The organism is Macromonas bipunctata (assembly GCF_002837135.1).
GTDB classification, from domain to species: domain Bacteria; phylum Pseudomonadota; class Gammaproteobacteria; order Burkholderiales; family Burkholderiaceae_C; genus Macromonas_A; species Macromonas_A bipunctata.
The window spans coordinates 19,018-43,942 of the sequence record NZ_NWBQ01000023.1; the positions used below are offsets into that span (position 1 = coordinate 19,018).

Below are 24,925 nucleotides of genomic sequence, written 5' to 3' on the forward strand. Positions count from 1 at the left end.
TCAGTTCAGGCGTGCGCGGTGGCGCTCGATCTGGGCGCGCACCTGCGCCGGGGCGGTGCCGCCCAGCGTGTTGCGGGCGTTCAAGCTGCCGCGCAGGCTCAGGCAGTCGTACACATCCTGCTCGATGGAAGCGTGGAAACCTTGCAGCACTTCCAGCGGTAGTTCCGACAGATCCACCAGGTGCGCTTGTGCGCTTTTGACGGCGTGGGCCACGGTCTCGTGCGCGTCGCGGAAGGGCACGCCCTTTTTCACCAAGTAGTCGGCCAAGTCGGTGGCGGTGGCGTAGCCCTTCTTGGCCGCGTCTTCCATCGCTTGGGGGTTGACGCTCAGGCCGCCTTCTTTTTGGCCGGTGGCGGGGTTGAGCTGGCCGCCAATCATTTCGGCAAAGATGCGCAGCGTGTCCTTGAGCGTGTCCACGGTGTCGAACAGCGGCTCTTTGTCTTCCTGGTTGTCTTTGTTGTAGGCCAGCGGCTGGCCTTTCATCAGCGTGATGAGGCCCATCAAGTGGCCCACCACACGGCCCGTTTTGCCGCGCGCCAGTTCGGGCACGTCGGGGTTTTTCTTCTGCGGCATGATGGAGCTGCCGGTGGTGAAGCGGTCGGCAATGCGGATGAAGCCAAAGTTCTGGCTCATCCACACAATCAATTCTTCGCTCAGGCGGCTGATGTGGACCATGCACAGGCTGGCGGCGGCGGTAAATTCAATGGCAAAGTCGCGGTCGCTCACCGCGTCCAGGCTGTTCTGGCACAGCTGCGCTTCGCCGTTGTCATCGACCATGCCCAGCGTGCGCGCCACACGGGCGCGGTCCAGCGGGTAGGTGGTGCCCGCCAGCGCGGCGCTGCCCAGTGGCAGGCGGTTGGTGCGGCGGCGCACGTCGGCCATGCGTTCGGCGTCGCGGGCAAACATTTCCACATAGGCCAGCAGGTGGTGGCCAAAGCTCACGGGTTGCGCCACTTGCAGGTGGGTAAAGCCGGGCAGAATCACATCCACGTTGGCGGCGGCAATGTCCACCAGCGCCTGTTGCAGCTCGGTCAGCAAGCCGCCGATGGTGTCGATCTCGCCACGCAGCCACAGGCGTACGTCGGTGGCCACCTGGTCGTTGCGGCTGCGGCCCGTGTGCAGGCGTTTGCCCGCATCGCCCACCAGCTGGGTCAGGCGCGCCTCGATGTTGAGGTGTACGTCTTCCAGATCCAGTTTCCAGTCGAAGGCACCGGATTCGATCTCTTGCGTGATCTGCGCCATGCCGCGCTGGATGGCGGCCAAATCGTCGGTGCTGATGATGCCTTGCGCGGCCAGCATGTCGGCGTGGGCCAGACTGCCCGCAATGTCGGCTTGCCACAGGCGTTTGTCAAAAAACACGCTGGCGGTGTAGCGTTTGACCAACTCGCTCATGGGCTCCGAAAAAAGCGCGGACCAGGCCTGGGATTTGGTGTCGAGTTGGTTTTGGGACATGGCGTGTGAAAGGCTGGGGCGCTGCGCCCCGCCGAAGATGAACAACAGAAGACCGGATTTTAGCCATCCGGTCTGCCGTGCGCGTGTCAGCGCCGTGCCGCCGTGGGCGCCAGCGGGTCGGGCAGCTCCTGCGGCCAGCCCTCGGCGGGGGGCGCCGTGCTGGCAATGTGCAGCGTCTGGGTCGGTAAGGCGAACTCGGCACCGTGCGCCTGCACGATCTGCATGATGCGCAGCAGCACGTCTTCCTTGACGGCGTGGTACTTGACCCACTCGGTGGTCCTGGTGAAGCAGTACACCATGAACTCCAGGTGCGAGGCGCCGTAGGCGTTGAAGTGCACGATCTGCGTCTGCGTCGCGTCCAGCTCCGGGTGCTCGCGCAGCATCTGGCGCACCGCGTTGCAGATGCTGGCCATGTGCTGGCCGTCCTCATAGCGTATGCCCAGGTTCTCCGAGATGCGCCGGTGCGTCATGCGCGAGGGGTTTTCCACCACGATGCTGGCAAACATGGAGTTGGGAATGTAGAGCGGACGCTTGTCGAAGGTGCGCAGCCGCGTCAGGCGCCAGCCGATGTCCTCCACCGTACCCTCGATGTTGCGGTCGGGCGAGCGCACCCAGTCGCCCACCGAGAACGGCTTGTCCAGGTAGATCATCAGCCCGCCAAAGAAGTTGGACAGCAAGTCCTTGGACGCAAAGCCGATGGCCACGCCGCCGATGCCGCCAAAGGCCAGCACGCCCGAGATCGAGTAGCCCAGCGTCTGCAGCGCCACCAACGTGGCCGTGATGACCACCGACAGCCGCAGCAGCTTGGCCACGGCGCGCGCGGTGGTCTCGTCCATCGACTTGCCGGTGCAGCTGCGGCTGCACAGGTTGTGCTCGATGTGGGTGATGAAGCGCGTCAGGAACAGCGTGCCCACCACAATGAAGGCAATGCGCCGCACCTGGGGCATGTAGGCAAATATGGCGCTGGGCTCGATGGCCTCCAGGATCTCGGCCGCCACCGACAGCCCGATGACCCACATCAGCAGCCGCACGGGCAGCACCGCCGCCGATAGCAGCGCGTCGTCCCAGAGCGAGTTGGTGCCTTGCACCGCGCGCTCGGCCACGCGCACCAGCCGCATCAGGACGAAGTTGCAGCCCACCGTGGCCACCACCACCATGAACAGCTGCACCAGCCAGATGCGCGGGTCGGGCGAGATCTGGAAGTAGGTGTGCCAGATGTCGGACAGGTTCATGCTTACCACCCCCACAGCAGGGGGCGCGATACCCAGCCCCGCAAGCCGTTTTCTTTTTCCACGCGCACCCACGACGGCTGACGCGCCAGCGTGCGCAGCACCTCGCCATACTGGGCCTGGCCCAGCACGCGGTGCTGCAGGCCCGGGCCGCTGCGCACGTTGGCCACGCCGGACTTGACGATGTGGTGCGGTGCGCGGCTGTTCGTCAGCGAACGGGCCACCCAGCCGGTGTCGTTCTCGAAGTCGCGCACCTGCAGCCACTGGCCCTTGCGCCCGACCACCTGGAGCGGAAAGCCCTGGCCCAGCTGCCACAGCGTGGCGTGTTGCGTGCCCGGCCCGGCCCGCATGTTGAGCACCTTGTGGCGCACGCTGACCATGTCGGACGCCTGCGCGCCCGTTGGCCAGGCCGCCACGGTCATGGCCAGGCCTGCGCACAGCGCGCTGCCCAGCGCAAAGCGGCGGGGCGCCTGATGCCCCCTGTGCCGGTTCAATCTGCCTTGTAGCAATCGGGACTCCTTGATGGGTTCGTACCGCAAGCGGGTGTCAGACGTCGATTGTGCCTGTCGCGTCAGTCGGCCAGCGCGTAGGCACCACTGGCGTCGTGTACCTCGCGGCCGGTCAGCGGCGGGTTGAACACGCAGACCATGCGCATGTGGGTGCCCTGGTTGGCGCGCAGGATGTGGCGGTCGTGCTGGTTGAGGCAGTACAGCGTGCCAGGGCGGATGGGGTGGGTCACGCCCGTGGCCAGGTCCACGATCTCGCCTGCGCCCTCAATGCAGTACACGGTCTCGAAGTGGTTTTTGTACTCGAACTCGTGTTCGGTGCCGGGCTTGATGAGGGTGTCGTTGACGGAGTAGCCCACGCCCGCGTCCTGGTAGATGAGGCGACGGCTGTTCCAGCCTGCGGTGTCCACGTCGGCGGCGGTGCCAATGACGTCGTCCAGGTGTTTCACGATCATGTCGGGGATCCTTTCTGTCTGTGTGTTGTGTGTTGTGTGTTGTGTGTTGTGTGTGGTGCCGTGGTCTGTTCTGGCGGGCAGGGCGTCAGGCCGCCTTGGCCAGTTCGGCGCAGGCCTGGGGCTGGGCATCGGCCTGGCCGAGCACGGCCTGGAGGCTGGTCTCGATCACGTCCAGCCCGTGCTGGAGTTCCTCGTCGCTGATGGTCAGGCTGGGCAGCAGCTTGAGCACCTGGTCATCGATGCCGGCGGTCTCGATGATCAGGCCGCGCTCGAAGCAGGCTTGCGAGATGCGCCCGGCCAGCGTGGCGTCGCTGAACTCCACGCCCCAGATCAGGCCACGGCCGCGCACCTGGGCGCCCGGCGTGAGGCGTTGCACCATGCGCTGGAGCTGGCGCTCGACCAGGGCGCCCTTGCGCGCTACGTCGCGCGCCAGGGTGTCGCTTTCCCAGTGGGCCAGCGCGGCGGTGGCGGTCACGAAGGCCGGGTTGTGGCCCCGGAAGGTGCCGTTGTGCTCGCCCGGCGCCCACTGGTCGAACTCGGGCTTCATCAGCACCAGCGCCAGCGGCAGGCCGTAGCCCGAGAGCGACTTGGACAGCGTGACGATGTCGGGCACGATGCCCGCCTCCTCAAAGCTGAAGAAGCCGCCGGTGCGCCCGCAGCCGACCTGGATGTCGTCGGCAATCAGCAGGATGCCGTGCTCGGCGGTGATGCGGCGCAGGCGCTGCAGCCACTCCACGCTGGCCACGTTGACGCCACCTTCGGCCTGCACGGTTTCCAGGATCACGGCAGCGGGCTTGTCCATGCCACTGCCACCGTCCTTGAGCAGGGCCTCGAAGTAGTCCAGCGTGTCGGTGTCGGCACCCAGGTAGCCGTCGAACGGCACCGAGGCGCTGTGGCCCAGCGGCACGCCCGCGCCGGCGCGCTTGAAGCCGTTGCCGGTCACGGCCAGCGCGCCCAGCGTCATGCCGTGGAAGGCGTTGGTGAAGCCCACCACCTGCTCGCGCCCGGTGACCTTGCGCGCCAGCTTGAGCGCGGCTTCCACCGCGTTGGTGCCGGTGGGGCCGGGGAACTGGAATTTGTAGTGCAGGCCGCGCGGCTGCAGGATCACCTCGTTGAAGCGCTCAATGAAGCGCTGCTTGGCCTCGGTGTACATGTCCAGCGAGTGGGTGATGCCGTCGCGCATCAGGTAGGCCAGCAAGGCCTGCTTGATCTTGTCGGGGTTGTGGCCGTAGTTGAGCACGCCAGCGCCGCAGAAGAAGTCCAGGTAGCGCTGGCCGCTGGTGTCGGTCATCCACGCGCCCTTGGCGCTGCTGAAGACGGTGGGAAAGCTGCGGCAGTAGCCACGTACCTCGGATTCGTATTGTTCAAATGTATTTGTCATGGGGGTTGTTCCTGGTGGTTGTGGTGGAAAGGGGAGGGGCATCTACGCCAGCGGGCCGATGCGGTACAGCGGCTCGGCGGCATGCCCGGAGGGGAACAGTTCGGCGCCAAAGTGCGGGCTGACGTGGCAGGCTGTGCCAAGCCCGTGTGCCAGGCGGCGAAACAGCGCCTGCGAGGCGGCGTTGTCGTCGGCCACCGTGGCGGTGATCCAGCGGCAACCCGCGTTGGCGGGCAGTGCGCGCCAGTGTTGCAGCAGCTGCAGGCCCAGCCCCTGGCCCTGGTGGCTGGGGCGCACGCCCACTTGCCATACAAAGGCTGTGCCGGGTTCGCGCGGCGGGTGGTAGCCCACCACGGCGCCCACCAGCTGCCCGTCCTGCTCGGCCACCAGGCAGGTGTCGGCAAAGTCGGTGGCAAACAGCACGTAGCAATAGGCCGAATTCGCCTCCAGCGTTCCCGTGGCCTGCACCAGCTGCCACAGCGCCGTGCCGTCGCCGGGGCGCGGGGTGCGCAACTGCAAGGTCTGGGGGCTGGGTGCGGTGTGGTGATGGGGCATGCGGTGCGGTTTGGTGAAAGTATTTGTACAAATTCTTTTTTTAGCCTACACCAGCTGGCCCGATCGTGCAAGTTGCCACGCTGCAAGTACCGCTGGCCTGTGTGGTCTACTGTGGTTAAACTGTTGTCAAGTGGCCAGGAAATGCCGTTTTCTGCAGCGATAGGCCACGCAACAACCCGAAAACGCCAGGCCGTTGGCCGTGGCTCAACTTGCAAAAAAGGCGCACGCATGGTGTTGAATGTCTGGGCGGTGGATGACGTGGGCAACGCGCTGGAGGCCGCCTGGCTGCCGGGGGGCACGCCTTGGCCCGGTGGCGGCGGTGCCAGCCCGGCGGGTGGCGCTGCGCTGGGGCGGGCCGGGGCCGACTGCCTGCCCATCCACCACCGCCGCCGCCTGGAATGCGTGCCCGTGGCCGATGTGGTGTACCTCAAGGCCGAGCTCAAGTACGTGACCGTGCGCACCGCGCAGCGCACCTACCTGTACGACGGCAGCCTGTGCGAGCTGGAGCGGCGCCACCCCGAGCTGTGGCTGCGCATCCACCGCAACGCGCTGGTGGCGCGCCGCTGTCTGCAAGCCCTGCAGCGTTGCCCGGCGGATGAGGGTGTGGGCGGGGGCTGGTGCGTGCAGCTGCAGGGCGTGCCCGAAAGGTTGCCGGTGTCGCGCCGTCTGCTGGCCACGGTGCGGGCGGCGTGGGCCGACCGGGCCTGACGTCTGCGCGTGCTAGCATCCTTGCTTGGCTGGCCGTGGTCGGGGCGTTGCTTCCCGCTGGCCTTTGGTGTTGTTTTGCAGGGCTGTTGTGCTGTGTCCGATTCCGTATCCTCCCCCCATTTGACCCAGATTGAGCGGCAAGCCTCGGGGTTCAGCCCGAGGTCTGAGCGAACAGGCCGGGACGGCCTGCTTGGTGGTAAACTGCCTTCTGTTGCGACAACAGTTCCAAATTCTTCTTTTGCCATTAGGCAGTTGGAACCGAGCACAGAAATTTCCGGTAATTCGCCGTCCCGCATGGGAGTCCGAGAGGTAGGCGCTTTGCTGAATGAGTCGGCGCAAGCCGATGCGGTCGGGCATGGCCGTCCTGTAGAGGGAATCCCTGCCATTAATGGCGGGGAGGATGTCAAGATTGCCACCCGCGAGAGCCGCCTGGCGCTGTGGCAGGCTGAACATGTGCAGGCCCTCCTGGCGCAGCGCGGCGCGCGCGTCGAGCTGCTGGGCATGACCACGCAGGGCGACCAGATCCTGGACCGCGCCCTGAGCAAGGTCGGCGGCAAGGGCCTGTTCGTCAAGGAGCTGGAGCTGGCGCTGGAGCAAGGCCGCGCCGACCTGGCCGTGCATTCGCTCAAGGACGTGCCCATGGAGCTGCCCGACGGCTTTGCGCTGGTCTGCGTGCTGGAGCGCGAGGACCCGCACGACGCCTGGGTCTCGCCGCACTGCGCCGGGCTGGCCGATCTGCCGCCCCAGGCGGTGGTGGGCACCTCCAGCCTGCGCCGCGTGGTGCTGCTGCGCGCCGCCTTGCAGGCCTTGGGCCGCGACGATGTGCGCATCGAGCCGCTGCGCGGCAACCTCGACACCCGCTTGCGCAAGCTCGACGAAGGCCAGTACCACGCCATTGTGCTGGCGGCGGCGGGCCTCAAGCGCCTGGGGCTGGCGCAGCGCATCCGCCACGTGTTCTCGCCCGACGAGATGCTGCCCGCCGCCGGGCAGGGTGCGCTGGGCATTGAAATCCGCCAGCAGCGCCGCGACGTGCAAGACCTGCTGGCCCCGCTGGCGCACATGCCCACCTGGCTGGCGGTGGCGGCGGAGCGCACCGTCTCGCGCAGCATGGGCGGCAGCTGTTCCATGCCGCTGGCCGCGTTTGCCACCTGGGCCGGCGACGGCGCGCAACTGCAACTGCGCGCCGCCTGGGGCGATGTGGACGGCCAGCTGCCGCTGGTGCAGGTGAGCGTGACCGGCCCCGTGGCCTCCCTGGCCGAGGCCGAGGCGCTGGGCCAGCGCGCCGCTGCGCTGCTGTGCGCACAGGGTGCCCAGCCCGCAACGCCAGCCCCGTTGGCATGACACCAGCCGTGCCCAGGCCGCGCATCATCGTCACGCGTCCGGCGCACGAGGCCGCGCAGTGGCTGGCTTGGCTGCACGCCGCCGGCTGGCCCGCGCAGGCGTGGCCGCTGATCGACATCGGCCCAGCGCCCGATGAGGCCGCGCTGGCGCAACGCCGCGCCGAGCTGTGCCAAGGTGGGTACGACGCCGCCATGTTCGTCAGCCCGCAGGCGGTGCGCGGTTTTTTTGGGGATGACAGCGCCACTGGGTGTGCCTGGCCCGCTGACGTGCGCGCCTGGGCGCCGGGGCCGGGCACGGCGCGTGCGCTGCAGGCCGCCGGCGTGCCGCTGCAAGCCATCGACGCGCCCGCGCCCGACGCGCCGCAATTCGATTCCGAAGCTCTGTGGACGCAGGTGGCATTCCAGGTGCGACCCGGCCACCGCCTGCTGCTGGTGCGCGGCTTGTCGCAGACCGCAGCCGATGCACCGCCCACCCCGGCCACCGCTGGCCAGCAAGGCCATGGCCGCGACTGGCTGGCGCAACGCTGTCAGGCGCAGGGCGGCGCGGTGGTGTATGGTGTGGCCTACCAGCGCCGCGCCCCGGTGTGGGACGCAGCCCGCTGCGCCCAGGCCCTGCAGGCGCTGCAAGACGGCAGCGTGTGGCTGCTGAGCAGCTCCGAGGCCTTGGCGCACCTGGCCGCGCTGCTGCCCGCCAGCGCCCCGTGGGCCCGGATGCGCGCCTTGGCCACCCACCCCCGCATTGCCCAGGCCGCGCAGGCGTTGGGCGTGGGTGCGGTCCACACCAGCCGCCCGGCGTGGCCCGACGTGCGGCGCAGCCTTGAAGAATTGTTGTCCTGATCGCTTATGGCTTCCTCTGCTACTGACCCCTCTGCCGTGCTGCCCCCGGTGGCACCCGCTTCGCCGACGCCGCCACCTACCCCCGCCGCGCCGGTGGCTGCCCCCGTGGCACCGCCCGCGCGCAACACCGGCGCGGTGGTGGTGGCGTGGCTGGCGTTGGGTGCTGCCGCTGGCGCGCTGGCCGTGAGCGTGAGCCTGTGGAGCAAGCTCGACCAGGCCCAGCAGGAGCTGGCGCGGCGCAGCACCGACACCCTGGCCCAGGCCAGCGCGGCGCGCTCGGTGGCGGCGCAGTCCCAGGCCCTGACGCAAGACCTGCAGGCCCGCCTGGGCGTGGCCGAGGTCAAGATCTCCGAAGTCACGCTGCAGCGCAGCCAACTGGAGGAGCTGATGCAAAGCCTGTCGCGTTCGCGCGACGACAGCCTGCTGCAAGACCTTGAATCCACGCTGCAACTGGCGCAGCAGCAAAGCCAGCTCACTGGCAGCGCGCAGCCGCTGATCTCGGCGCTGCAGGCCGCCGACCAGCGCATTGCGCGCAGCGTGCAGCCGCGCCTCAACCCGGTGCAAAAGGCCATCGTGCGCGACATCGAGCGCCTGCAGACCGCCGCGCTGATGGATCTGCCCGTGCTGGCCGAGCGCATCGACGCGCTGGTGCGCCAGATTGACGAGCTGCCGCTGGTCAACGGCTTGGCCGCGCCGGCGGTGGCGCCCGTGCCCGCTCCGGCTGCGTCCGCCAGCGGCACCAAGTCGGCCTCGGTGTACGCGTCGGGCACCTCGGGCACCGACGCCGCCTCCGTGCTGTCGCAGTGGTGGGTGCAGTACAGCCAGGTGGCGCTGGCCTGGGTGCAGCCGTGGCTGGACGCGGTGCAGCAGCGCACCGGCCAGCTGGTGCGCGTCAGCCGCCTGGACCACCCCGAGGCCGCACTGCTGGCGCCCGAGCAGGGCTTCTTCCTGCGCGAGAACCTCAAGCTCAAGCTGCTCAACACCCGCTTGGCGCTGCTGTCGCGCCAGACCGAGACCGTGCGCACCGACCTGCAGGCCACCGACGCGCTGCTGCAACGCTACTTCGACCCCCAGGCCAAGGCCACCGTGCAGGCGCGGGCCGCGCTGGCGCGCCTGCAGCAAGACCTCAAGCAGACCGCCCAGCCCCGGCCCGACGAGACCCTGGGCGCCCTGGCCGCCGTGATCGCCAGCCACTAACGCCCAGGAGCAGCACAACATGAAAGGCATTTTTGGCTGGCTGGCGCTGGCGGCGGTGGCGGTGGCGCTGGCCCTGCTGATGGGGCAGAACCACGCCAGCGTGACCCTGTTCTGGTCGCCGCACCGCATCGACGTCTCGTTCAACCTGGCCCTGTTTGGCCTGCTGCTGCTGTTCGGGCTGTTCTACGCCGCCTTGCGCGCGGGCGCCTTGCTGCGTCAGCTGCCCGAGCGGGCGCGGCGCTGGCGCGGCCTGCAGCGCGAACGTGCGGCCATGGGCGCGGTGTTCGATGCGCTGGCGCTGCACATGGCGGGCCGCTTCAAGCGCGCCAACACCGCCGCCCAGCACGCCATCGGGCAACTGCACGCCATGCAGGCCCAGCCCGCCTTTGTGCAGCGCGAACAGGCGCTGGTGCTGGCGCAGTGGCTGGCCGCCGAAAGCGCGCACAGTCTGGGCGATGCCGCCCAGCGCGACCAGTGGCTGCACGACATCGGTCAGCACCTGGGCCCCACGCCCGAAGAACCCATGTGGGAGGCCGTGCAGCTGCGCGCCGTGCGCTGGGCGCTGGACGACCGCGACGCCCAAGCCGCCCAAGACCGGCTGGCGGCGCTCACGCCCGGCGCGGCGCGGCGCATCCTGAGCGTGCGCCTCAAGCTGCAACTGGCGCGCCTGCAGCACGACGCCGCCACCGCCATCGACGCCGCCCGTGCGCTGGCCAAGCACCACGCCAGCCCGCCCGACGACAGCGCTGGCACCGCCCTGCACGACGTGATGCTCGAAGCCGTGCAACACCCGCATCAACCGGCCCAGGTGCTGCAACTGTGGGCCGACCTGCCCACGCCCGAGCGCCACCGCCCCGACTGGGCGCTGGCCGTGGCCGACCGCTGGCGCCAACTGCGCGAGCAAGACCCCGCCCACGAACCCAGCGTGCAGGAATGGCGCCTGCACCAAGACCTGCTGCAAACCCTGTGGCGCGACTACGCCGACCTTAACGCCAGCGCCCAGCAGCGCCTGGTGGCGCACCTGCAAGCCGCGTGGCCGCAACTCGACGAGAACTGGCTGGGCCAGATCGACGCCCTGCAGCGCGAGCACCCCGGCAACCCCGGCCTGCACTACCTAGCGGGCCTGCTGTGCCGCCAGCGTCAGCAACCCGACGCCGCCAGCCAGCACCTGAGCCAGGCCGGCGCCGCCCTGATTGACGCCACCCTGCGCCGCCGCGCCTGGCGCGCCGTGGCCGAACTGGCGCACGAGCGCGGCGACACCGCCGCCGCCCTGGCCGCCTGGCAGCAGGCTGCCCAGGACTGACGCCGCCACCACCATCCGCTGCGGCCCCACTGCATGGGCGCGGTATGCTTGCGCCCATGCAACTGCAAGACATTCTCTACTCCCAAGGTTTTGGCACCCGCCGCGTCTGCTGCGGGCTGGTGCAGCAAGGCCTGGTCACCGTGGGCACGCCCCCTGTGCCGTGTACCGACCCCACCGAAGACTTCGACCCCCAAGGCCTGGCCTACACCGTGCAGGGCCAGCCGTGGCAGTACCAGGAGCACGCCTACCTGATGCTGCACAAGCCCACCGGGCACGAGTGCTCGCAAAAACCCAGCGCGTGGCCCAGCATCTACACCCTGCTGCCTGCGCCGCTGCGCGCGCGCCCTTCCGGCGCCGCCTGCGGGGTGCAAGCCGTGGGACGGCTGGACCAGGACACCACCGGCCTGCTGCTGCTGTCCGACGACGGCAAGTTCATCCACCGCCTGTCCTCGCCCAAGCACCACGTGCCCAAGGTGTACCTGGCCACCTGCAAGCACCCCATCACCCCGGCGATGGTGGACAAGCTGCTGGCCGGCGTGGTGCTGGACGACGACCCCAAGCCCGTCCAGGCCGCCGCCTGCCGCGCGCTGGACGAGCACACGCTGGAACTCACGCTGACCGAAGGCAAATACCACCAAGTCAAGCGCATGGTGGCGGCGGTGAGCAACCGCGTCGAGGCCCTGCACCGCAGCCGCATAGGCCGCATCGACCTGCCCGCCGACCTGCCTCCGGGCGGCTGGCGCTGGCTCACGCCCGACGAAGTGGCGGGCCTGGTCGCACGCCAATAACACGCCACAACGCCCGCCCGCCACCCACCTTGCCCAGCGCCCACCCGGCGCGCCGTTGTATGCTTGCCGCATGCGTTTACTGATCGACTCCTTCTGGCGCGCCGCCGCCTATTGCCTGCACCCGCGCGTGGTGCTGTTGTCGGTGCTGCCGGTGCTGCTGATGGCGGGCACCGCGCTGGGCCTGGCCTACCTGTACTGGGACACCGCCGTGGACACCGTGCGGCTGTGGCTGGAGGGCTGGTCGCTGGTGCAGTCGCTGCTGCTGTGGCTCGAATCGGTGGGGGCGGGGCAGTTGCGCAGCGTGTTTGCGCCGCTGCTGGTGCTGGTGCTCGTCACGCCAGTGCTGGTGGTGCTGGCGCTGCTGGTGGTGGGCTTGTTCATGACGCCGGCCATGGTCTCGCTGGTCGCGCAGCGCCGCTTTGGGCACCTGCAGCGCCAGGGCCAGGCCGGGTTCTGGGGCAGTGTGGCGTGGTCGCTGGGCTCCACCGTGCTGGCGCTGCTGATGCTGGCCGCCTCCATGCCGCTGTGGCTGCTGCCGCCGCTGGTGCTGCTGTTTCCGCCGCTCATCTGGGGCTGGCTCACCTACCGCGTGTTTGCGTTTGATGCGCTGGCCGACCACGCCACCACCGCCGAGCGCAACGCCCTGCTGGCCCAGCACCGCCTGACGCTGCTGGTGATGGGCGTGGCGTGCGGCTTTCTGGGCGCGGCCCCCAGCGTGCTGTGGGCCTCGGGCGCGTTCTTTGTGGCGCTGGCGCCGCTGCTGGTACCTGCGGCGGTGTGGGTCTATGCGCTGGTGTTTGCGTTCTCGTCGCTGTGGTTTGCGCACTTTTTGCTGGCCGCGCTGGACGAACACCGCCGCCGCTTGGCCCCGCCCACCCCGGTGCCCGACGCCGCCGCACAGGCGGTGCAGGACGCCCCCGCCGCCGACCTCTTTCCCGCTGCCGCCACCGGTACAGCCGGCGTAGGCACCGTGGCCGCCACTGGCCCGGCGGTGCCCGATGTCATCGACGTCACGCCCCGCGCCCTGCACTGAACGGCGCACCGTATTGCACCGCGTATCGCACCAAAATCACCACTTTTCAACCAAGAGCCTGTCACCATGAGCCTGTCTGCTTCCCCTGCGGCCACCAGCCCGACCCCGGCGTTTGGCCTCATCATCGTGGGCGATGAAATCCTGTCGGGCAAGCGCACCGACAAACACCTGCCCAAAGTCATCGAACTGCTGGCCGCGCGGGGCCTGAGCCTGTCGTGGATGAAGCTGGTGGGCGACGACCGCCCGCGCATCACCGCCGCGCTGCGCGAAGCGTTTGCCAGCGGCGACGTGGTGTTCTCGTGCGGCGGCATTGGTGCCACGCCCGACGACCACACCCGCCAGTGCGCCGCCGCCGCGCTGGGCGTGGAGCTGGCGCTGCACCCGCGGGCCCGCGATCTCATCATCGAGCGCATGCAGGACATTGCGCGCGAGCAGGGCCAGCCGTTCGAGCCCGGGCGCGACGACAACGTGCACCGCCTCAACATGGGTGTGTTCCCGGCCGGGGCCAGCATCATCCCCAACCCGTACAACAAGATTCCGGGCTTTACCTGCGCCGGGGCGGGCGGGGGGGCGGTGCATTTCGTGCCGGGCTTTCCGGTGATGGCGTGGCCGATGATCGAGTGGGTGCTCGACACCCAGTACGTGCCGCACCTGCGCACCGTGCAGCGCCAGGAGCGTTCGGTGATCGTGATGGGTGCGATGGAAGCCAGCCTCACGCCGCTGATGGAGCAGCTCGAAGCCCAGCACCCCGGCATCAAGGTCTTTAGCCTGCCCAGCGTGGACCACCCGCAGTACGGGCGCCACATCGAGCTGGGCCTCAAGGGCGAGGTGGCGGCGGTGCAGGCCGCCTGGCCCGCCCTGCTGCAAGGCCTGCACGCGCACAACGCCCGCCTTGGCCCCGAAATGGTGCGATCATGATGGCACCAAAACCATGCGCATGCACTACAAAAGTGCATTCGTGCGGCGTGGCATTTCTGCCCCTGCGCCCCCGTGGCCGCCACGGGTGGCACGTGCAACAATAGAGGCTGTTTTTTCCCGTCGCTGCCCGCGCGCGGTGGCCCGGCCAGACAACCTGGCACGGTTGCTGCTTACAGGTAACGCAATTCCTTACCCCGTTCCAGTCCAGGAGAATTCTGATGGCCAAGACCGTTGCAGACGTGATGCAAATGGTGAAGGACAACGACGTCAAGTTCGTTGACTTCCGCTTTACCGACACCCGTGGCAAACAGCACCACACCACGGTGCCGGTGTCCCACTTTGACGAAGACAAGTTCCAGTCGGGCCACGCCTTTGACGGTTCGTCCATCGCGGGCTGGAAGGGCATTGAAGCGTCGGACATGCAGCTGATTCCCGACCCCAACAGCGCCAACATCGATCCGTTCTTTGAAGAGCCGACCCTGATCCTGACCTGCGACGTGATCGAGCCCAGCGACGGCAAGGCCTACGAGCGCGACCCGCGCTCCATCGCCAAGCGCGCCGAGTCCTACCTCAAGGCCTCTGGCCTGGGCGACACCGCCTTCTTCGGCCCCGAACCTGAATTCTTCATCTTTGACGGCGTGCGCTGGAGCACCGAACCCGGCCACACCTTCTACAAGATCGACGAGTACGAAGCGCCGTGGAACACCGGCGCCGAGATCGACGGCGGCAACAAGGGCCACCGTCCGACCGTCAAGGGTGGCTACTTCCCGGTGCCGCCGGTGGACAGCACGCAAGACATGCGCGCTGAAATGTCGCTGCTGCTCGAATCGCTGGGCATTCCGGTCGAAGTGTTCCACCACGAAGTGGCGGGCGCCGGCCAGAACGAGATCGGCACCCGCTTCTCCACCCTGGTGGAACGCGCCGACTGGACCATGCTGCAAAAGTACGTGATCCACAACGTGGCCCACCGCTATGGCAAGACCGCCACTTTCATGCCCAAGCCTTACGCTGGCGACAACGGCAGCGGTATGCACGTCCACCAATCGGTGTGGAAAGACGGCAAGAACCTGTTTGCCGGTGACGGCTACGCTGGCCTGAGCGACTTTGCGCTGTACTACATCGGCGGCATCATCAAGCACGCCCGTGCCCTCAACGCCATCACCAACCCCGGTACCAACAGCTACCGCCGTCTGGTGCCGCACTTCGAGGCCCCGGTCAAGCTGGCCTACTCGGCCAAGAACCGCTCCGCTTCCATCCGCATCCCGTACGTGGCCAACCCCAAGGGCCGCCGCGTCGAGGCGCGCTTCCCCGATCCGCTGATGAACCCGTACCTGGGTTTTGCCGCGCTGCTGATGGCCGGTCTGGACGGCGTGGAAAACAAGATCCACCCGGGCGAAGCCGCCACCAAGGACTTGTACCACCTGCCGCCGGAAGAGGACAAGCTGGTGCCGACCGTGTGCTCCAGCCTGGACCAGGCGCTGGAAGCCTTGGACAAGGACCGCGCCTTCCTGACCAAGGGTGGTGTGTTCACCGACTCCATGCTCGACGCCTACATCGAGCTCAAGATGGGCGAAGTGACCCGCGGCCGCATCGAAGTGGCGCCGGTCGAGTACGACATGTACTACAGCCTGTGATCTGACGTCACGCTGTAAGTGCAAGGGAAAAAAGGGACGGGCAACCGTCCCTTTTTTGTGTCCGCCGCATCCAGGCGCGGATGCTGCACAATTGCCGCTGAAACGTGTACCGTGGTGGCTGGCGTGCAGCCGGGGCAGGGAGGAGCAGCAGATGTGGTCAATCGGGTGGAAACAGGTGGAGCGGGCGTGCCGCGTGGCGCCGGGAGTGCTGGCGTTGCTGCTGGTGCTGGGCGTGGCGTTGCCGCTGCAGGCGCAGCAGAAAATCTACCGCTGTGGCAACGAATACACCAACCAGCCCGGCAACGCCCAGGCGCGCAACTGCCGCCTGGTGGAGGGTGCCAACCTGACCGTGGTGGAAGGTCTGCGGCCACAACAGCCCGCCGCTGTTGCAGCGGCCCCGGCCAGTGTCGGCCCCAGTGCCGCGCCGCGCGCTGCCGCCCCGGTGGTCGGTGCGCGTACCGAGGCCGAACAAGTCTCCGGCACCGAGCAGCGCGCGCGCGACAACGACGCCCGCATGATCCTGACCGCCGAACTGCGCAAGGCCGAAGCCCGCTGGCAGGAAGCCCGCGCCGCCTACAACAACGGCCAGCTCGACAAGCAGGGCGACGAATTCCGCAACCACCAGCGTTACCTGGACCGCGTGGAAAACCTGCGCACCCAGGTGCTGCGCGCCGAGGCCGATGTGGCCGGCATCAAGCGCGAACTGGCCCGCCTGGCCCCCTGACGTACATCGCCTGCCCCACCATGCCCCTGTCCGCTGCCCACCCCCCGTCCGACACCGCCGCCACACCGCAGACCCAGCCCCAACGCTGGCAGGCCTTCGACTGGCTGGCCACGCTGGTGGCGGTGCTGGACCGCCAAGGCTGCGTGCGCTTCGTCAACACCGCGCTGGAGGACGCACTGGCCATCTCGCGCCGCACCCTGGCCGGGGTGCCGCTGGCCGACTGGCTGGCCGACGCTGTGCCGTTGCAGCAGGCCCTGCACCACGCCAGCGCGCAGGGCGACACCAGCGTCATCCGCTACGACACCCAGCTGCTGCGCCCGCAGCACGACCCGCTGCCGGTGCACGTGGTGGTGGCACCCACCGACAGCGCCGACGCCGTGGTGCTGGAGCTGGTGCCACTGGAGCAGCACGCGCGGCTGGAGCGCGAGGAGCGCCTGATCGACCAGGCGCAGGCCAACAAGGAGCTGATCCGCAACCTGGCGCATGAGATCAAGAACCCGCTGGGCGGCCTGCGCGGCGCGGCACAGCTGCTGCAAATGGAGCTGGAATCGCCCGAACTGATCGAGTACACCCAGGTCATCATCCACGAGGCCGACCGCCTGCAGACCCTGGTGGACCGCCTGCTGGCGCCGCACCGGCGCACGCGTGTGGTGGGCGATGTCAACATCCACGAAGTGTGCGAGCGCGTGCGTGCGCTCATCCTGGCCGAATTTCCGCGCGGGCTGGCGGTGGTGCGCGACTACGACACCTCGCTGCCCGAGTTCCGGGGCGACCGCGAGCAGCTTATCCAGGCGGTGCTCAACATCGCGCACAACGCCGCGCATGCGCTGCAGGATCGCATGGCGCAGGGCGATGCGCAGATCACTTTGCGCACCCGCGTGGCGCGCCAGGTCACGTTTGGCAAGCAGCGTTACCGGTTGGCACTGGAATTGCATGTGATCGACAACGGGCCCGGCGTGCCCGACGAGATCAAGGACCGCATCTTCTACCCGCTGGTGTCGGGCAAGGACGGCGGCTCGGGCCTGGGCCTGACGCTGGCCCAGACCTTCGTGCAGCAGCACCAGGGCCTGATCGAGTGCGACAGCGTGCCGGGCCACACCGACTTCAAGTTGCTCATACCCCTGCCTTGAAGCCTGGCGGCCACCACGTCCACCGCAGGGGCACAGACCATACAGAGGAGACGCGCGCGCATGAAACCCATCTGGATCGTGGACGATGACCCATCGATACGCTTTGTGCTGGAAAAAGCCCTGCAACGCGAGCAGTTGCCCACCCGCAGCTTTGTCCACCCGCGCGAGGTGCTGCAGGCGCTTGACGACCTGCCGCCCCCCGGCGACCCCGGTGCTGAAGCTGGCCCCCAGGCCCTGATCAGTGACATCCGCATGCCCGGCGGCTCCGGGCTGGACTTGCTGGCCCAGCTGCGCGAGCGTCTGCCCAGCCTGCCCGTCATCATCATGACCGCGTATTCCGACCTCGACAGCGCGGTGTCGGCGTTCCAGGGCGGGGCGTTCGAGTACCTGCCCAAGCCGTTCGATGTGCCCAAGGCGGTGGAGCTGATCCGCCGCGCGCTGGAGGAAAGCCAGCGCGAAGCGGCGGTGGCCGAGGAGCGTCTGGGCGCCCTGCCCGAAATGCTGGGCCAGGCGCCCGCGATGCAGGACGTGTTCCGCGCCATTGGCCGCCTGAGCCAGAGCAACGTCACGGTGCTCATCACGGGCGAGTCGGGCTCGGGCAAGGAGCTGGTGGCGCGCGCGCTGCACAAGCACTCGCCACGCGCGCACGGCCCGTTCGTGGCCATCAACACCGCCGCCATCCCCAAGGATCTGCTGGAAAGCGAGCTGTTTGGCCACGAACGCGGCGCCTTCACTGGCGCGCAAACCATGCGCCGGGGCCGCTTCGAGCAGGCCGAGGGCGGCACGCTGTTCCTGGACGAAATCGGCGACATGCCGTTCGAGCTGCAAACGCGCCTGCTGCGGGTGCTGTCGGACGGGCATTTCTACCGCGTGGGCGGGCACAGTGCCATCAAGACCCAGGTGCGCGTGATTGCGGCCACGCACCAGCAGCTGGAACAGCGCGTCAAGGACGGCGCGTTCCGCGAGGACCTGTTCCACCGCCTCAACGTCATCCGCCTGCGCCTGCCGCCGCTGCGCGAGCGCCGCGAGGATGTGCCGCTGCTGACGCGCTACTTTTTGCAGCAGAGCGCCAAGCAGCTGGGCGTGGAGCCCAAGCGCATTTCCGACGCGGCATTGCAGGTGCTGGGCACGTTCGACTGCCCCGGCAACGTGCGCCAGCTGGAAAACATCTGCCACTGGCTGACGGTGATGGCTCCAGCGCAGGTGATTGAGGTCAAGGACTTGCCGCCCGAGGTGCTGCAAGGCCAAGTTGGCACGGCAGCGCCGGTGGCCGCAACGGCAACGGTGGCTGCTGAGGCTGCGCCACTGCCACGCACGCTGGCTCCTGCCATGATGGCCGGTGCGGTGCCAGAAGCCAGCTCTGATTGGGAGGCTGGTTTGCGTGCCGAAGCCATGACGCTGCTGGCACAAGACCGCACCGATGTGTGGGACGTGCTGTGCGACCGTTTTGAAGTGACGCTGATCCAGGCCGCGCTGGCCACCACGCGGGGCCGCCGCATCGAGGCCGCGCACAAGCTCGGCATTGGGCGCAACACCATCACGCGCAAAATCCAAGAATTGGGGCTGGATGCGGACTGATGGTTGGGCCTTGGGTTATTGCGGCGCACCCAGCGTCAGCACCACCGGAGCATGGTCGCTGGGGCGCTCGTTCTTGCGCGGGGCACGGTCGATGTGGCAGGCACTGGCGCGTTGTTTCAGCGCGTCGGTGATGAGCAGGTGGTCGATGCGCAAGCCCCGGTTGCGCCGGAACGCCAGGTCGCGGTAGTCCCACCAGCTGTAACTTTTGGGCGGTGGCTCGAACAGGCGCAGCGCATCGTGCAGGCCCAGCCCGACCAAGGCTTGCAACTGCTCGCGTTCGGCGCTGGTGCAGTGGATGGTTTCGTGTAGCGCCTCGGCGTCCCACACGTCGGCGTCGTCAAAGGTGATGTTGAAGTCGCCCAGCAGCACCAATTGCGGGTGGCGCGTGAGTTCGTCGCGCAGCCAGCCGCGCAGCGCGTCCAGCCAGCGCATCTTGTAGGCAAACTTGTCGGAGCCCGGCGCTTGTCCGTTCGGGAAGTACGCCCCCACCACACGCAGCGGCCCGCCCGGCAGGGCGTAGCTGGCGCTGACGACGCGGGCCTGCTCATCGTCAAAACCGGGGATGTTTTTGACCACCTCGGTGCCCGCCGGGTGGTCGATGCGCGACAGCAGGGCCACACCGTTGTAGGTTTTCTGGCCGAACCAGATGGCGCGGTAGCCCGCCTGCGCCAGCGCCTCGGCGGGGAACTTGTCGTCGGTGAGCTTGAGCTCCTGCAGGGCCAGCACATCGACCGGGTTGTCGGCCAGCCAGTCCAGCACCTGCGGCAGGCGCACATTGAGCGAGTTGATGTTCCAGGTGGCGATTTGCATGGAAGGTGGCGGTGTGGAAAAGGGTTGGGGTATGGGAGTGTGCGATCATAGAATTTATCGCACGTACATTCACCACCATCCCAATGGCACCCACGGTTTTCAGAGAAGGCCCGTTCCGGTTTCTGTGCAGGAGATCACAGATGCCTGGAACCGCCATTTCGGAACCTGAAGTCACGCAAGTATCCCGTCACGGCCTTTGGTTGCTGTGGGACGATGAGGAGCTGTTCCTGCCATTCACGCAATTCCCCTGGTTTCGCCATGCCACGATAGACCAGATCACCACGATGGAGGCGCTGTCGCCGACGCACCTCTACTGGCCCGAGCTGGACGTGGATTTGTCGCGGGACTCCATCCGCAACCCAGCGGCGTACCCCTTGGTCTGCAAGGTTTGAAACAGCCATGCCTATGGAAAAGACCGCCCCTCGCTGGAGCGACGAAAGTCGCACGTTGGGCAGTGGCAATGTGTTTGTAGATCTGGGTTTTGATCCCGCTGAAGCTGAGGTGATGAAGCTGCGCGCCGAGGTGATGATTCGCATGCGGCAACACTTGCAGGCGCAAAGCTGGACACAGGCCCAGTCCGCGCGTCGTCTGGGCATTACAGCTCATAGTGCCGTGCGTGCGGCGGGTAGGTAATTGTCTGCAAGCGCCGTTTGCACTAAAATTTGCCTGCACCTGATGGATGGGCGCGAAAGTAGCTGGGGCTGGCCTTATAGCTACCTGAAAGTTGACCAACGCGACCAGTTAGCGTTGGAGCTTGATCCCCACCATCAGGTTTTTTCATGGGTGAGCAATTCCCCCAGGCGCAAGGCGTTCATGCCTTTTCGGTCGCGCTGCATCATGTTCCAGAACACGCTTCCGTCTTCTAGGATCTTCACCATCACCAGCAAATCGTACTTGGATCCTGTGAACAGCTTGATGTAGCGGTTCCTGTACGAGCCGTCATCGTAGGCAACACGCCAAACCTCTGTTGGACGTTGGAGCGCCGGAAGTACAAACTGGGCGAAACGTTCGCGCTGATCGGAACGCTTTTCAACCACATGCAGCAAGCTGGCATCCTTGATGGAGACCATTTCAATGGGGGTTTGCACATTGATTTGGCTGCCCGCCTGAACGCCCAACGCCTCCCTGACCACCGATATGGCCTCATCCACCGATGGTGCCCCCGCCAGTATGGGCGGGGCTGTTTCCAGTGTTGAATGGTCGAAAGTGCGCAGGTCAGGGTAGCCAAGGGTTTTCCATGTGGTTTGGTCTGCAACCGCCTGTGCAATGTTCTTGGGGGTAGGCATTGCGCGATTATCCGGCTTGGGTTTTTATGGTTCAGCGCCCACCCACCTGCACCCACACGCCGGGGCGGGGGGCGTGGATGCGGCCCAGGGCTTCGAGGGTGTTGAGCAGGGCGGGCAGGCGTTCGCGCCAGCGGCCCCGGCCTGTGAAGTGGGCGGCGATGTCGGCCAAGGTGAGGGCGGTGTCGGCTTGTGCCAGCACGTGCGCCACGGCCTTGATTTGTTCGGCCAAGGTGCCGGGCCAGGGTTGAGTGACGATGGCGGTGCTGGTTGCGCTGGATTTTCTGCCTTTGGCGCTTGCGCCTTTGCCTGTGGCGCTGGCTTTGCCCGCTGCGCCGCGTCGGCTTGTCTTGCTGTTGGTAGTGCCGGTATGGGTGCCGGTGTCGTCGTCCGGTGCGGGCAGGGCGATGCTGGTTTGCTGGCCGGGTTGGGGCGCTTGCTGGAAGGCGGGGCGCAGCCAGCGCACGGTGCCTTGGGCTTCTTCGGTGGCGCGGCGGGCGTTGAGTTCGACCAGCCGTTGCAGCAGGGCGGCCACGGCGTGGGTGTGGGCGGCGCTGCCGGGGGCGCTGGCCAGGGCGGGGGTGAGGTCGGCCCAACCGTAGGCTTGCAGCACGGCAGCGTCCAGTTCTTGGTGCAGGCTGAGCAGCACGCCCACCAGCCCTTGTTGGTGCAGGGTTTTTTCTTTGGGCGTGAGGGCGCGGCCTGCGCGCAGGGCTTCGAGCACGTTGTACAGGCCGGTGAGGGTGACGCTGGCGTGTGCGGCTTGCTGGCGCTTGCGGTGCGTGTCGATGTGCTCGGCGAGTTGGGCGATGCGTTGGGCGAGTTCGGGGGTGAGGCCGGTGTCGTCGCTGGGGAAGGGGAAGGTCTCGAAGCAGCGGGATTTGTTGTAACGAACGTTGCCAACGTACATTCCAATGGAGCCGCCATTTGCCCAAGCCCATTGGGCATGGATTTCGCTGGACAAGACACCCAAGGAACATCCATCGTTCAATGCCACGGCAATCACCATGTTGTCGGGCAGGATGTCGGCATCGACGAACTGGAACACGCGGTGTTTGGCGGTTTCGACGGTGGCGATGTAGCGGGGCAGGCCGTGGAGTTGCTTGCGCATTTCCTGCCGTGGTTTGCCGTGCAGCCACCACAGCTTGGCGTAACCGGCCCCGTCCTTGCTGCTGGCTTTGGCATCACGCTCGGGCTTGACCCGTTCCAGTAGCCATTGGTACACGCCGGGGTGCTGGGCGCGCAGTTCGTCGGCGCTCAGGCCAAAAGCGTCGATGACGCGCACGCCGCGTGGCCGGTCGGTCAGGTCGCGGCCATTGCGGTAGTCGCGGATGATGCGGGCGCGGGCTTGGGCGGAGGTTTCGGCGGGGGTGGCGGCCAGCAGGGTGTCGGCTTCTGCCGGGGTGACGATGAAGCCTGCGCCATGCAGTTTGACACCGGGCGAGGAGATGCCCGTCATGGCTTGCAGCGTGCGTGCCGCTGCCACGTTGGCCCCCACGCTCAGGTCGGCGTGGATGTGTCCGGTGTGTTCGTGCAGGGTCACGGCCACTTCGCCGTCGTCGCCGGGGGTTTCTGCCGCCACATGGCACAAGCGGCCTTCGGTGGGGCCGGGTTGCAGCACGGTCATGGCAATGCGCACGGCGGCCCCGTTGGCGCTGTCCACCCACGGGTGGTCGGCAATGGCAAAGGTCAGGGCGGTGTGCTGGTCCAGCGCGGCTTGTACCACGCGGCGGTTGAAGGTTTGGCGCAGGCTGTTGGTGGTGATGAGTCCCATGCGCTGCACTTGGCCACGTGCTACCAGTTCGGCGGCCTTGGCCCACCAGAACATCACAAAGTCGGCGCTGTCGGGCACGTGCGGCCACGCTTGGCGCAGGGCTTGCACGTAGCCATCGCCCAAAGCGGCGCGCATGGTGGACGCGCCAATGAACGGCGGGTTGCCGACGATGAAGTCGGCTGGCGGCCAGTCGGCGGGGCGGGCGTGTTGGTAGTGCCATACGGGCACGCGGGCGGTGTCGTCGGGCACGGGTTCGCCCGTGGCGGGGTGTTTTTTGGTGGTGATGCCGTCCCAGCGTGTGATGGGATCGCCGTTGGCATCCAGCGCCGGGGTGCGTTCGCTCCAGTGCAGCACCGCGTCGCGGCATTCGATGTTGCCGTAGTCGTGAACCACCGGTTCGGCCACGCCTTGGCGGCCAAAGGTGCGCACCTGCCATTGCAGGTAGCCTATCCACAGCACGAGTTCGGCCAGTGCGGCGGCGCGGGGATTGAGTTCGATGCCGCGCAGTTGTTGCAGGGTCACGGTCTGCTGCTCCATGTCCAGGGCGTCTTGCCACTTGCCCAACGCGCGCAACTGGTTGAGCACTTCGCCTTCCAGGCGCTTGAGGTGTTCCAGCGTGACGTACAAGAAGTTGGCGCTGCCGCAGGCGGGGTCGAGCACGCGCTGGGTACACAGGTGGTGGTGGAAGCGGCGCACTTCGTTGCGGGCGGCCTCCCACTTGGCGCGGACTTGGGCCTGGTGGCGGTCGAGTGCCGCAAAATCTTCTTTGCTGGCCACGGGTGGCGGGTTGGCCTCCAGCTCTGTGGCTTCCTGTGCCAGCAGCAGGGCGGCGGCCTGGGCGTTGGCCCATTCGGCGCGCAGGGGTTCCATCACCGTGGGCATGATCAGGCGCTCCACGTAAGCGCGGGGCGTGTAGTGCGCGCCCAGGGCGTGGCGTTCGGTGGTGCTCAGGGCGCGCTCCAGCAGGGTGCCGAAGATGGCGGGCTCGACCTCGCGCCAGTTGGTCTGGGCGGCGGCCAGCAGCAGGTCGATTTGCGCCGGGGTCAGTGGCAGGCTGTAACCCGGTGCGTCGGCCCCTTTGAACAGTTTGCCGTTGAACTTGACCACTTTTTGCGCCAGCGCGCCGCAAAAACCGCCGGTGTCCATGTCGGCCCACAGCAGGTGCAGCATCTGTTGCAGGGTGTCGGGCTGGTCGCGGTGGCGTTGCAGCAGGCCCAGAAAGGCGCCAGGCGGCAGCAGTTCCACGTCTTCGGCAAACATGCTGAACAGGCAGCGGCTGAGGTAGGCGGCCACCTGGGCGGGCGCGTGGCCGTCCTGCTCCAGCGCTTTGGCCAGCTGCGCCAGTTGCCCCGACACGGTGCGCGTGACTTGCGCCCGGATGCGGGCGGGGTCGAGTTGGTCGGGCGCTGTCCAGACCAGGCGCAGTTGTGCGCGCACCTGCGGCAAGGCCAGGTCGGCCAGCGCGATGCGGTGGTGCGCCGGGTCGGGGAAGGGGGTGTAGGTGCCACCGCTGCGGCTGAATTCGGCGTACACCTCGATCACGGTGCCCACATCGACCACCAGCACAAAGGGCGGGCGGCCTTCGGTGGCGGGCAGGGCGCGGGCGTAGTTCTCGGCCTGGGTGCGGGCGCGCAGCAGGCCGTCGTCAAAGCGCCTGGACTGGGTGCCGGCCTTGAGCTTCTTGGCCTCCAGCACAAAATGGCCGCGCCGGTAGCAGTCGATGCGCCCCGCGCTGCTGGAGCCGTCACCGTGCGCAAAGGTGATGGGGCGCTCGAACATGTAGTCCTGCGCGGCGGTGGGGTGCGGCTTGGGCACGTCCAGCAGCTCGCACAGGTCGATGATGAAGCTCTGTGCCGTGGCCAGTTCACTGGCCGCCACACCCTGCCAGCGGGCAATGAAGGCATCTGCGTGGGTGTCCCTGGTGTTTTTGTCGTTTTGCATGGGGGGATGGTAAAGCAAGCGGTCCGGTGTAACGATTGACGTAATACGCAAGGCGTAATACAGTCGGTTCCATGATTCAGTCGTTCCGATGCCCCCACACGCAGGCCCTGTTTGAAGGTGGGCAGCCGCGCCGCTGGCGTGCCATACAGACAGTGGCCGAACGCAAACTGACGCAACTGGATGCAGCGCAGACGCTGGAATTTTTGCGTGCCCCGCCCGGCAACCGGCTGGAGGCCCTGCGGGGCGACCGTGCGGGCCAGTACAGTATCCGCATCAACGACCAGTGGCGGGTGTGTTTTACGTGGACAGACAACGGCCCGGCTGACGTTGAAATTGTCGATTACCACTAAAA

The 24,925-nt window shown here is 67.4% G+C and carries 24 protein-coding genes; 15 read left to right on the plus strand and 9 right to left on the minus strand.

Translation table 11 applies throughout. From position 1 onward, the window contains the following. From argH to ectA, 6 genes are all read right to left on the minus strand, one after another. Complete coding sequence (argH, locus tag CON76_RS03865; RefSeq protein ID WP_101102044.1) at positions 1 to 1,452, minus strand: argininosuccinate lyase; 1,452 nt, start codon at positions 1,450 to 1,452, stop codon at positions 1 to 3. A gap of 86 nt (positions 1,453 to 1,538) precedes the next feature. Continuing rightward, complete coding sequence (locus tag CON76_RS03870) at positions 1,539 to 2,684, minus strand: mechanosensitive ion channel family protein (RefSeq protein ID WP_101102045.1); 1,146 nt, start codon at positions 2,682 to 2,684, stop codon at positions 1,539 to 1,541. A 2-nt stretch (positions 2,685 to 2,686) separates the two neighbouring features. After that, positions 2,687 to 3,175, minus strand: coding sequence for an SH3 domain-containing protein (locus CON76_RS03875; RefSeq protein ID WP_240592758.1), 489 nt, complete (start codon positions 3,173 to 3,175; stop codon positions 2,687 to 2,689). A 77-nt stretch (positions 3,176 to 3,252) separates the two neighbouring features. After that, a complete protein-coding gene (locus tag CON76_RS03880; protein WP_101102046.1) occupies positions 3,253 to 3,642 on the minus strand; it encodes an ectoine synthase in 390 nt (129 codons plus the stop codon). 85 nt (positions 3,643 to 3,727) lie between these two features. Further along, positions 3,728 to 5,023 carry a diaminobutyrate--2-oxoglutarate transaminase gene (gene ectB / locus CON76_RS03885; protein ID WP_101102047.1) on the minus strand — a complete coding sequence of 432 codons (1,296 nt, stop codon included), beginning with the start codon at positions 5,021 to 5,023 and terminating at the stop codon, positions 3,728 to 3,730. A 42-nt stretch (positions 5,024 to 5,065) separates the two neighbouring features. Next, positions 5,066 to 5,575: a diaminobutyrate acetyltransferase gene (gene ectA, locus CON76_RS03890; RefSeq protein ID WP_101102048.1), complete on the minus strand. Its 510-nt coding sequence runs from the start codon at positions 5,573 to 5,575 to the stop codon at positions 5,066 to 5,068. A gap of 228 nt (positions 5,576 to 5,803) precedes the next feature. On the opposite strand from ectA, the gene CON76_RS03895 reads away from it, so the two are divergent. The 12 genes from CON76_RS03895 to ntrC all read left to right on the plus strand — a co-directional run bounded on the left by CON76_RS03895 (position 5,804) and on the right by ntrC (position 18,765). Next, positions 5,804 to 6,283, plus strand: a complete 480-nt coding sequence (locus CON76_RS03895) for a LytTR family DNA-binding domain-containing protein (RefSeq protein WP_240592759.1) — start codon at positions 5,804 to 5,806, stop codon at positions 6,281 to 6,283. Positions 6,284 to 6,658: 375 nt separating this feature from the next. Beyond that, positions 6,659 to 7,624, plus strand: a complete 966-nt coding sequence (gene hemC, locus CON76_RS03900) for a hydroxymethylbilane synthase (protein WP_240592761.1) — start codon at positions 6,659 to 6,661, stop codon at positions 7,622 to 7,624. Continuing rightward, positions 7,621 to 8,460, plus strand: coding sequence for a uroporphyrinogen-III synthase (locus tag CON76_RS03905; RefSeq protein WP_101102050.1), 840 nt, complete (start codon positions 7,621 to 7,623; stop codon positions 8,458 to 8,460). The genes hemC and CON76_RS03905 overlap by 4 nt, the downstream gene beginning before the upstream one ends. Before the next feature lie 6 nt (positions 8,461 to 8,466). Beyond that, complete coding sequence (locus CON76_RS03910) at positions 8,467 to 9,657, plus strand: uroporphyrinogen-III C-methyltransferase (protein ID WP_101102051.1); 1,191 nt, start codon at positions 8,467 to 8,469, stop codon at positions 9,655 to 9,657. A gap of 19 nt (positions 9,658 to 9,676) precedes the next feature. Further along, positions 9,677 to 10,960: a heme biosynthesis protein HemY gene (locus tag CON76_RS03915; protein WP_101102052.1), complete on the plus strand. Its 1,284-nt coding sequence runs from the start codon at positions 9,677 to 9,679 to the stop codon at positions 10,958 to 10,960. 56 nt (positions 10,961 to 11,016) lie between these two features. Beyond that, entirely contained in the window at positions 11,017 to 11,748 is a 732-nt protein-coding gene (locus tag CON76_RS03920) for a pseudouridine synthase (RefSeq protein ID WP_101102053.1), read from the plus strand. A 70-nt stretch (positions 11,749 to 11,818) separates the two neighbouring features. Then, positions 11,819 to 12,781: an EI24 domain-containing protein gene (locus tag CON76_RS03925; protein ID WP_101102054.1), complete on the plus strand. Its 963-nt coding sequence runs from the start codon at positions 11,819 to 11,821 to the stop codon at positions 12,779 to 12,781. A 66-nt stretch (positions 12,782 to 12,847) separates the two neighbouring features. Beyond that, on the plus strand, positions 12,848 to 13,699 hold the full coding sequence (locus tag CON76_RS03930; RefSeq protein WP_101102055.1) for a competence/damage-inducible protein A: 852 nt from the start codon (positions 12,848 to 12,850) through the stop codon (positions 13,697 to 13,699). 218 nt (positions 13,700 to 13,917) lie between these two features. Next, positions 13,918 to 15,333, plus strand: coding sequence for a type I glutamate--ammonia ligase (glnA, locus tag CON76_RS03935; protein ID WP_101102056.1), 1,416 nt, complete (start codon positions 13,918 to 13,920; stop codon positions 15,331 to 15,333). Positions 15,334 to 15,484: 151 nt separating this feature from the next. After that, entirely contained in the window at positions 15,485 to 16,057 is a 573-nt protein-coding gene (locus CON76_RS03940; RefSeq protein WP_101102085.1) for a hypothetical protein, read from the plus strand. Between the two features lie 20 nt (positions 16,058 to 16,077). Next, positions 16,078 to 17,187 carry a nitrogen regulation protein NR(II) gene (glnL, locus tag CON76_RS03945; RefSeq protein ID WP_101102057.1) on the plus strand — a complete coding sequence of 370 codons (1,110 nt, stop codon included), beginning with the start codon at positions 16,078 to 16,080 and terminating at the stop codon, positions 17,185 to 17,187. A gap of 60 nt (positions 17,188 to 17,247) precedes the next feature. Continuing rightward, on the plus strand, positions 17,248 to 18,765 hold the full coding sequence (gene ntrC / locus CON76_RS03950; RefSeq protein ID WP_101102058.1) for a nitrogen regulation protein NR(I): 1,518 nt from the start codon (positions 17,248 to 17,250) through the stop codon (positions 18,763 to 18,765). A 15-nt stretch (positions 18,766 to 18,780) separates the two neighbouring features. On the opposite strand, the gene xth is transcribed toward ntrC, so the two are convergent. Further along, on the minus strand, positions 18,781 to 19,575 hold the full coding sequence (xth, locus tag CON76_RS03955) for an exodeoxyribonuclease III (protein ID WP_101102059.1): 795 nt from the start codon (positions 19,573 to 19,575) through the stop codon (positions 18,781 to 18,783). A 140-nt stretch (positions 19,576 to 19,715) separates the two neighbouring features. Between xth and CON76_RS03960 the strand changes: the two genes are divergently transcribed. Together CON76_RS03960 and CON76_RS03965 are read left to right on the plus strand one after the other, a co-directional pair. Next, positions 19,716 to 19,967 carry a DUF2442 domain-containing protein gene (locus tag CON76_RS03960; protein ID WP_101102060.1) on the plus strand — a complete coding sequence of 84 codons (252 nt, stop codon included), beginning with the start codon at positions 19,716 to 19,718 and terminating at the stop codon, positions 19,965 to 19,967. 13 nt (positions 19,968 to 19,980) lie between these two features. Next, on the plus strand, positions 19,981 to 20,208 hold the full coding sequence (locus CON76_RS03965) for a helix-turn-helix domain-containing protein (RefSeq protein WP_101102061.1): 228 nt from the start codon (positions 19,981 to 19,983) through the stop codon (positions 20,206 to 20,208). A gap of 134 nt (positions 20,209 to 20,342) precedes the next feature. On the opposite strand, the gene CON76_RS03970 is transcribed toward CON76_RS03965, so the two are convergent. Then, complete coding sequence (locus CON76_RS03970; RefSeq protein WP_101102062.1) at positions 20,343 to 20,861, minus strand: PBECR2 nuclease fold domain-containing protein; 519 nt, start codon at positions 20,859 to 20,861, stop codon at positions 20,343 to 20,345. 31 nt (positions 20,862 to 20,892) lie between these two features. Further along, the gene (locus CON76_RS13675) at positions 20,893 to 24,573 is read right to left on the minus strand and encodes a class I SAM-dependent DNA methyltransferase (RefSeq protein ID WP_101102063.1); all 3,681 of its coding nucleotides are present in this window, start codon (positions 24,571 to 24,573) and stop codon (positions 20,893 to 20,895) included. 71 nt (positions 24,574 to 24,644) lie between these two features. Between CON76_RS13675 and CON76_RS03980 the strand changes: the two genes are divergently transcribed. After that, positions 24,645 to 24,923 carry a type II toxin-antitoxin system RelE/ParE family toxin gene (locus CON76_RS03980; protein ID WP_101102064.1) on the plus strand — a complete coding sequence of 93 codons (279 nt, stop codon included), beginning with the start codon at positions 24,645 to 24,647 and terminating at the stop codon, positions 24,921 to 24,923. Positions 24,924 to 24,925: the final 2 nt, after the last annotated feature.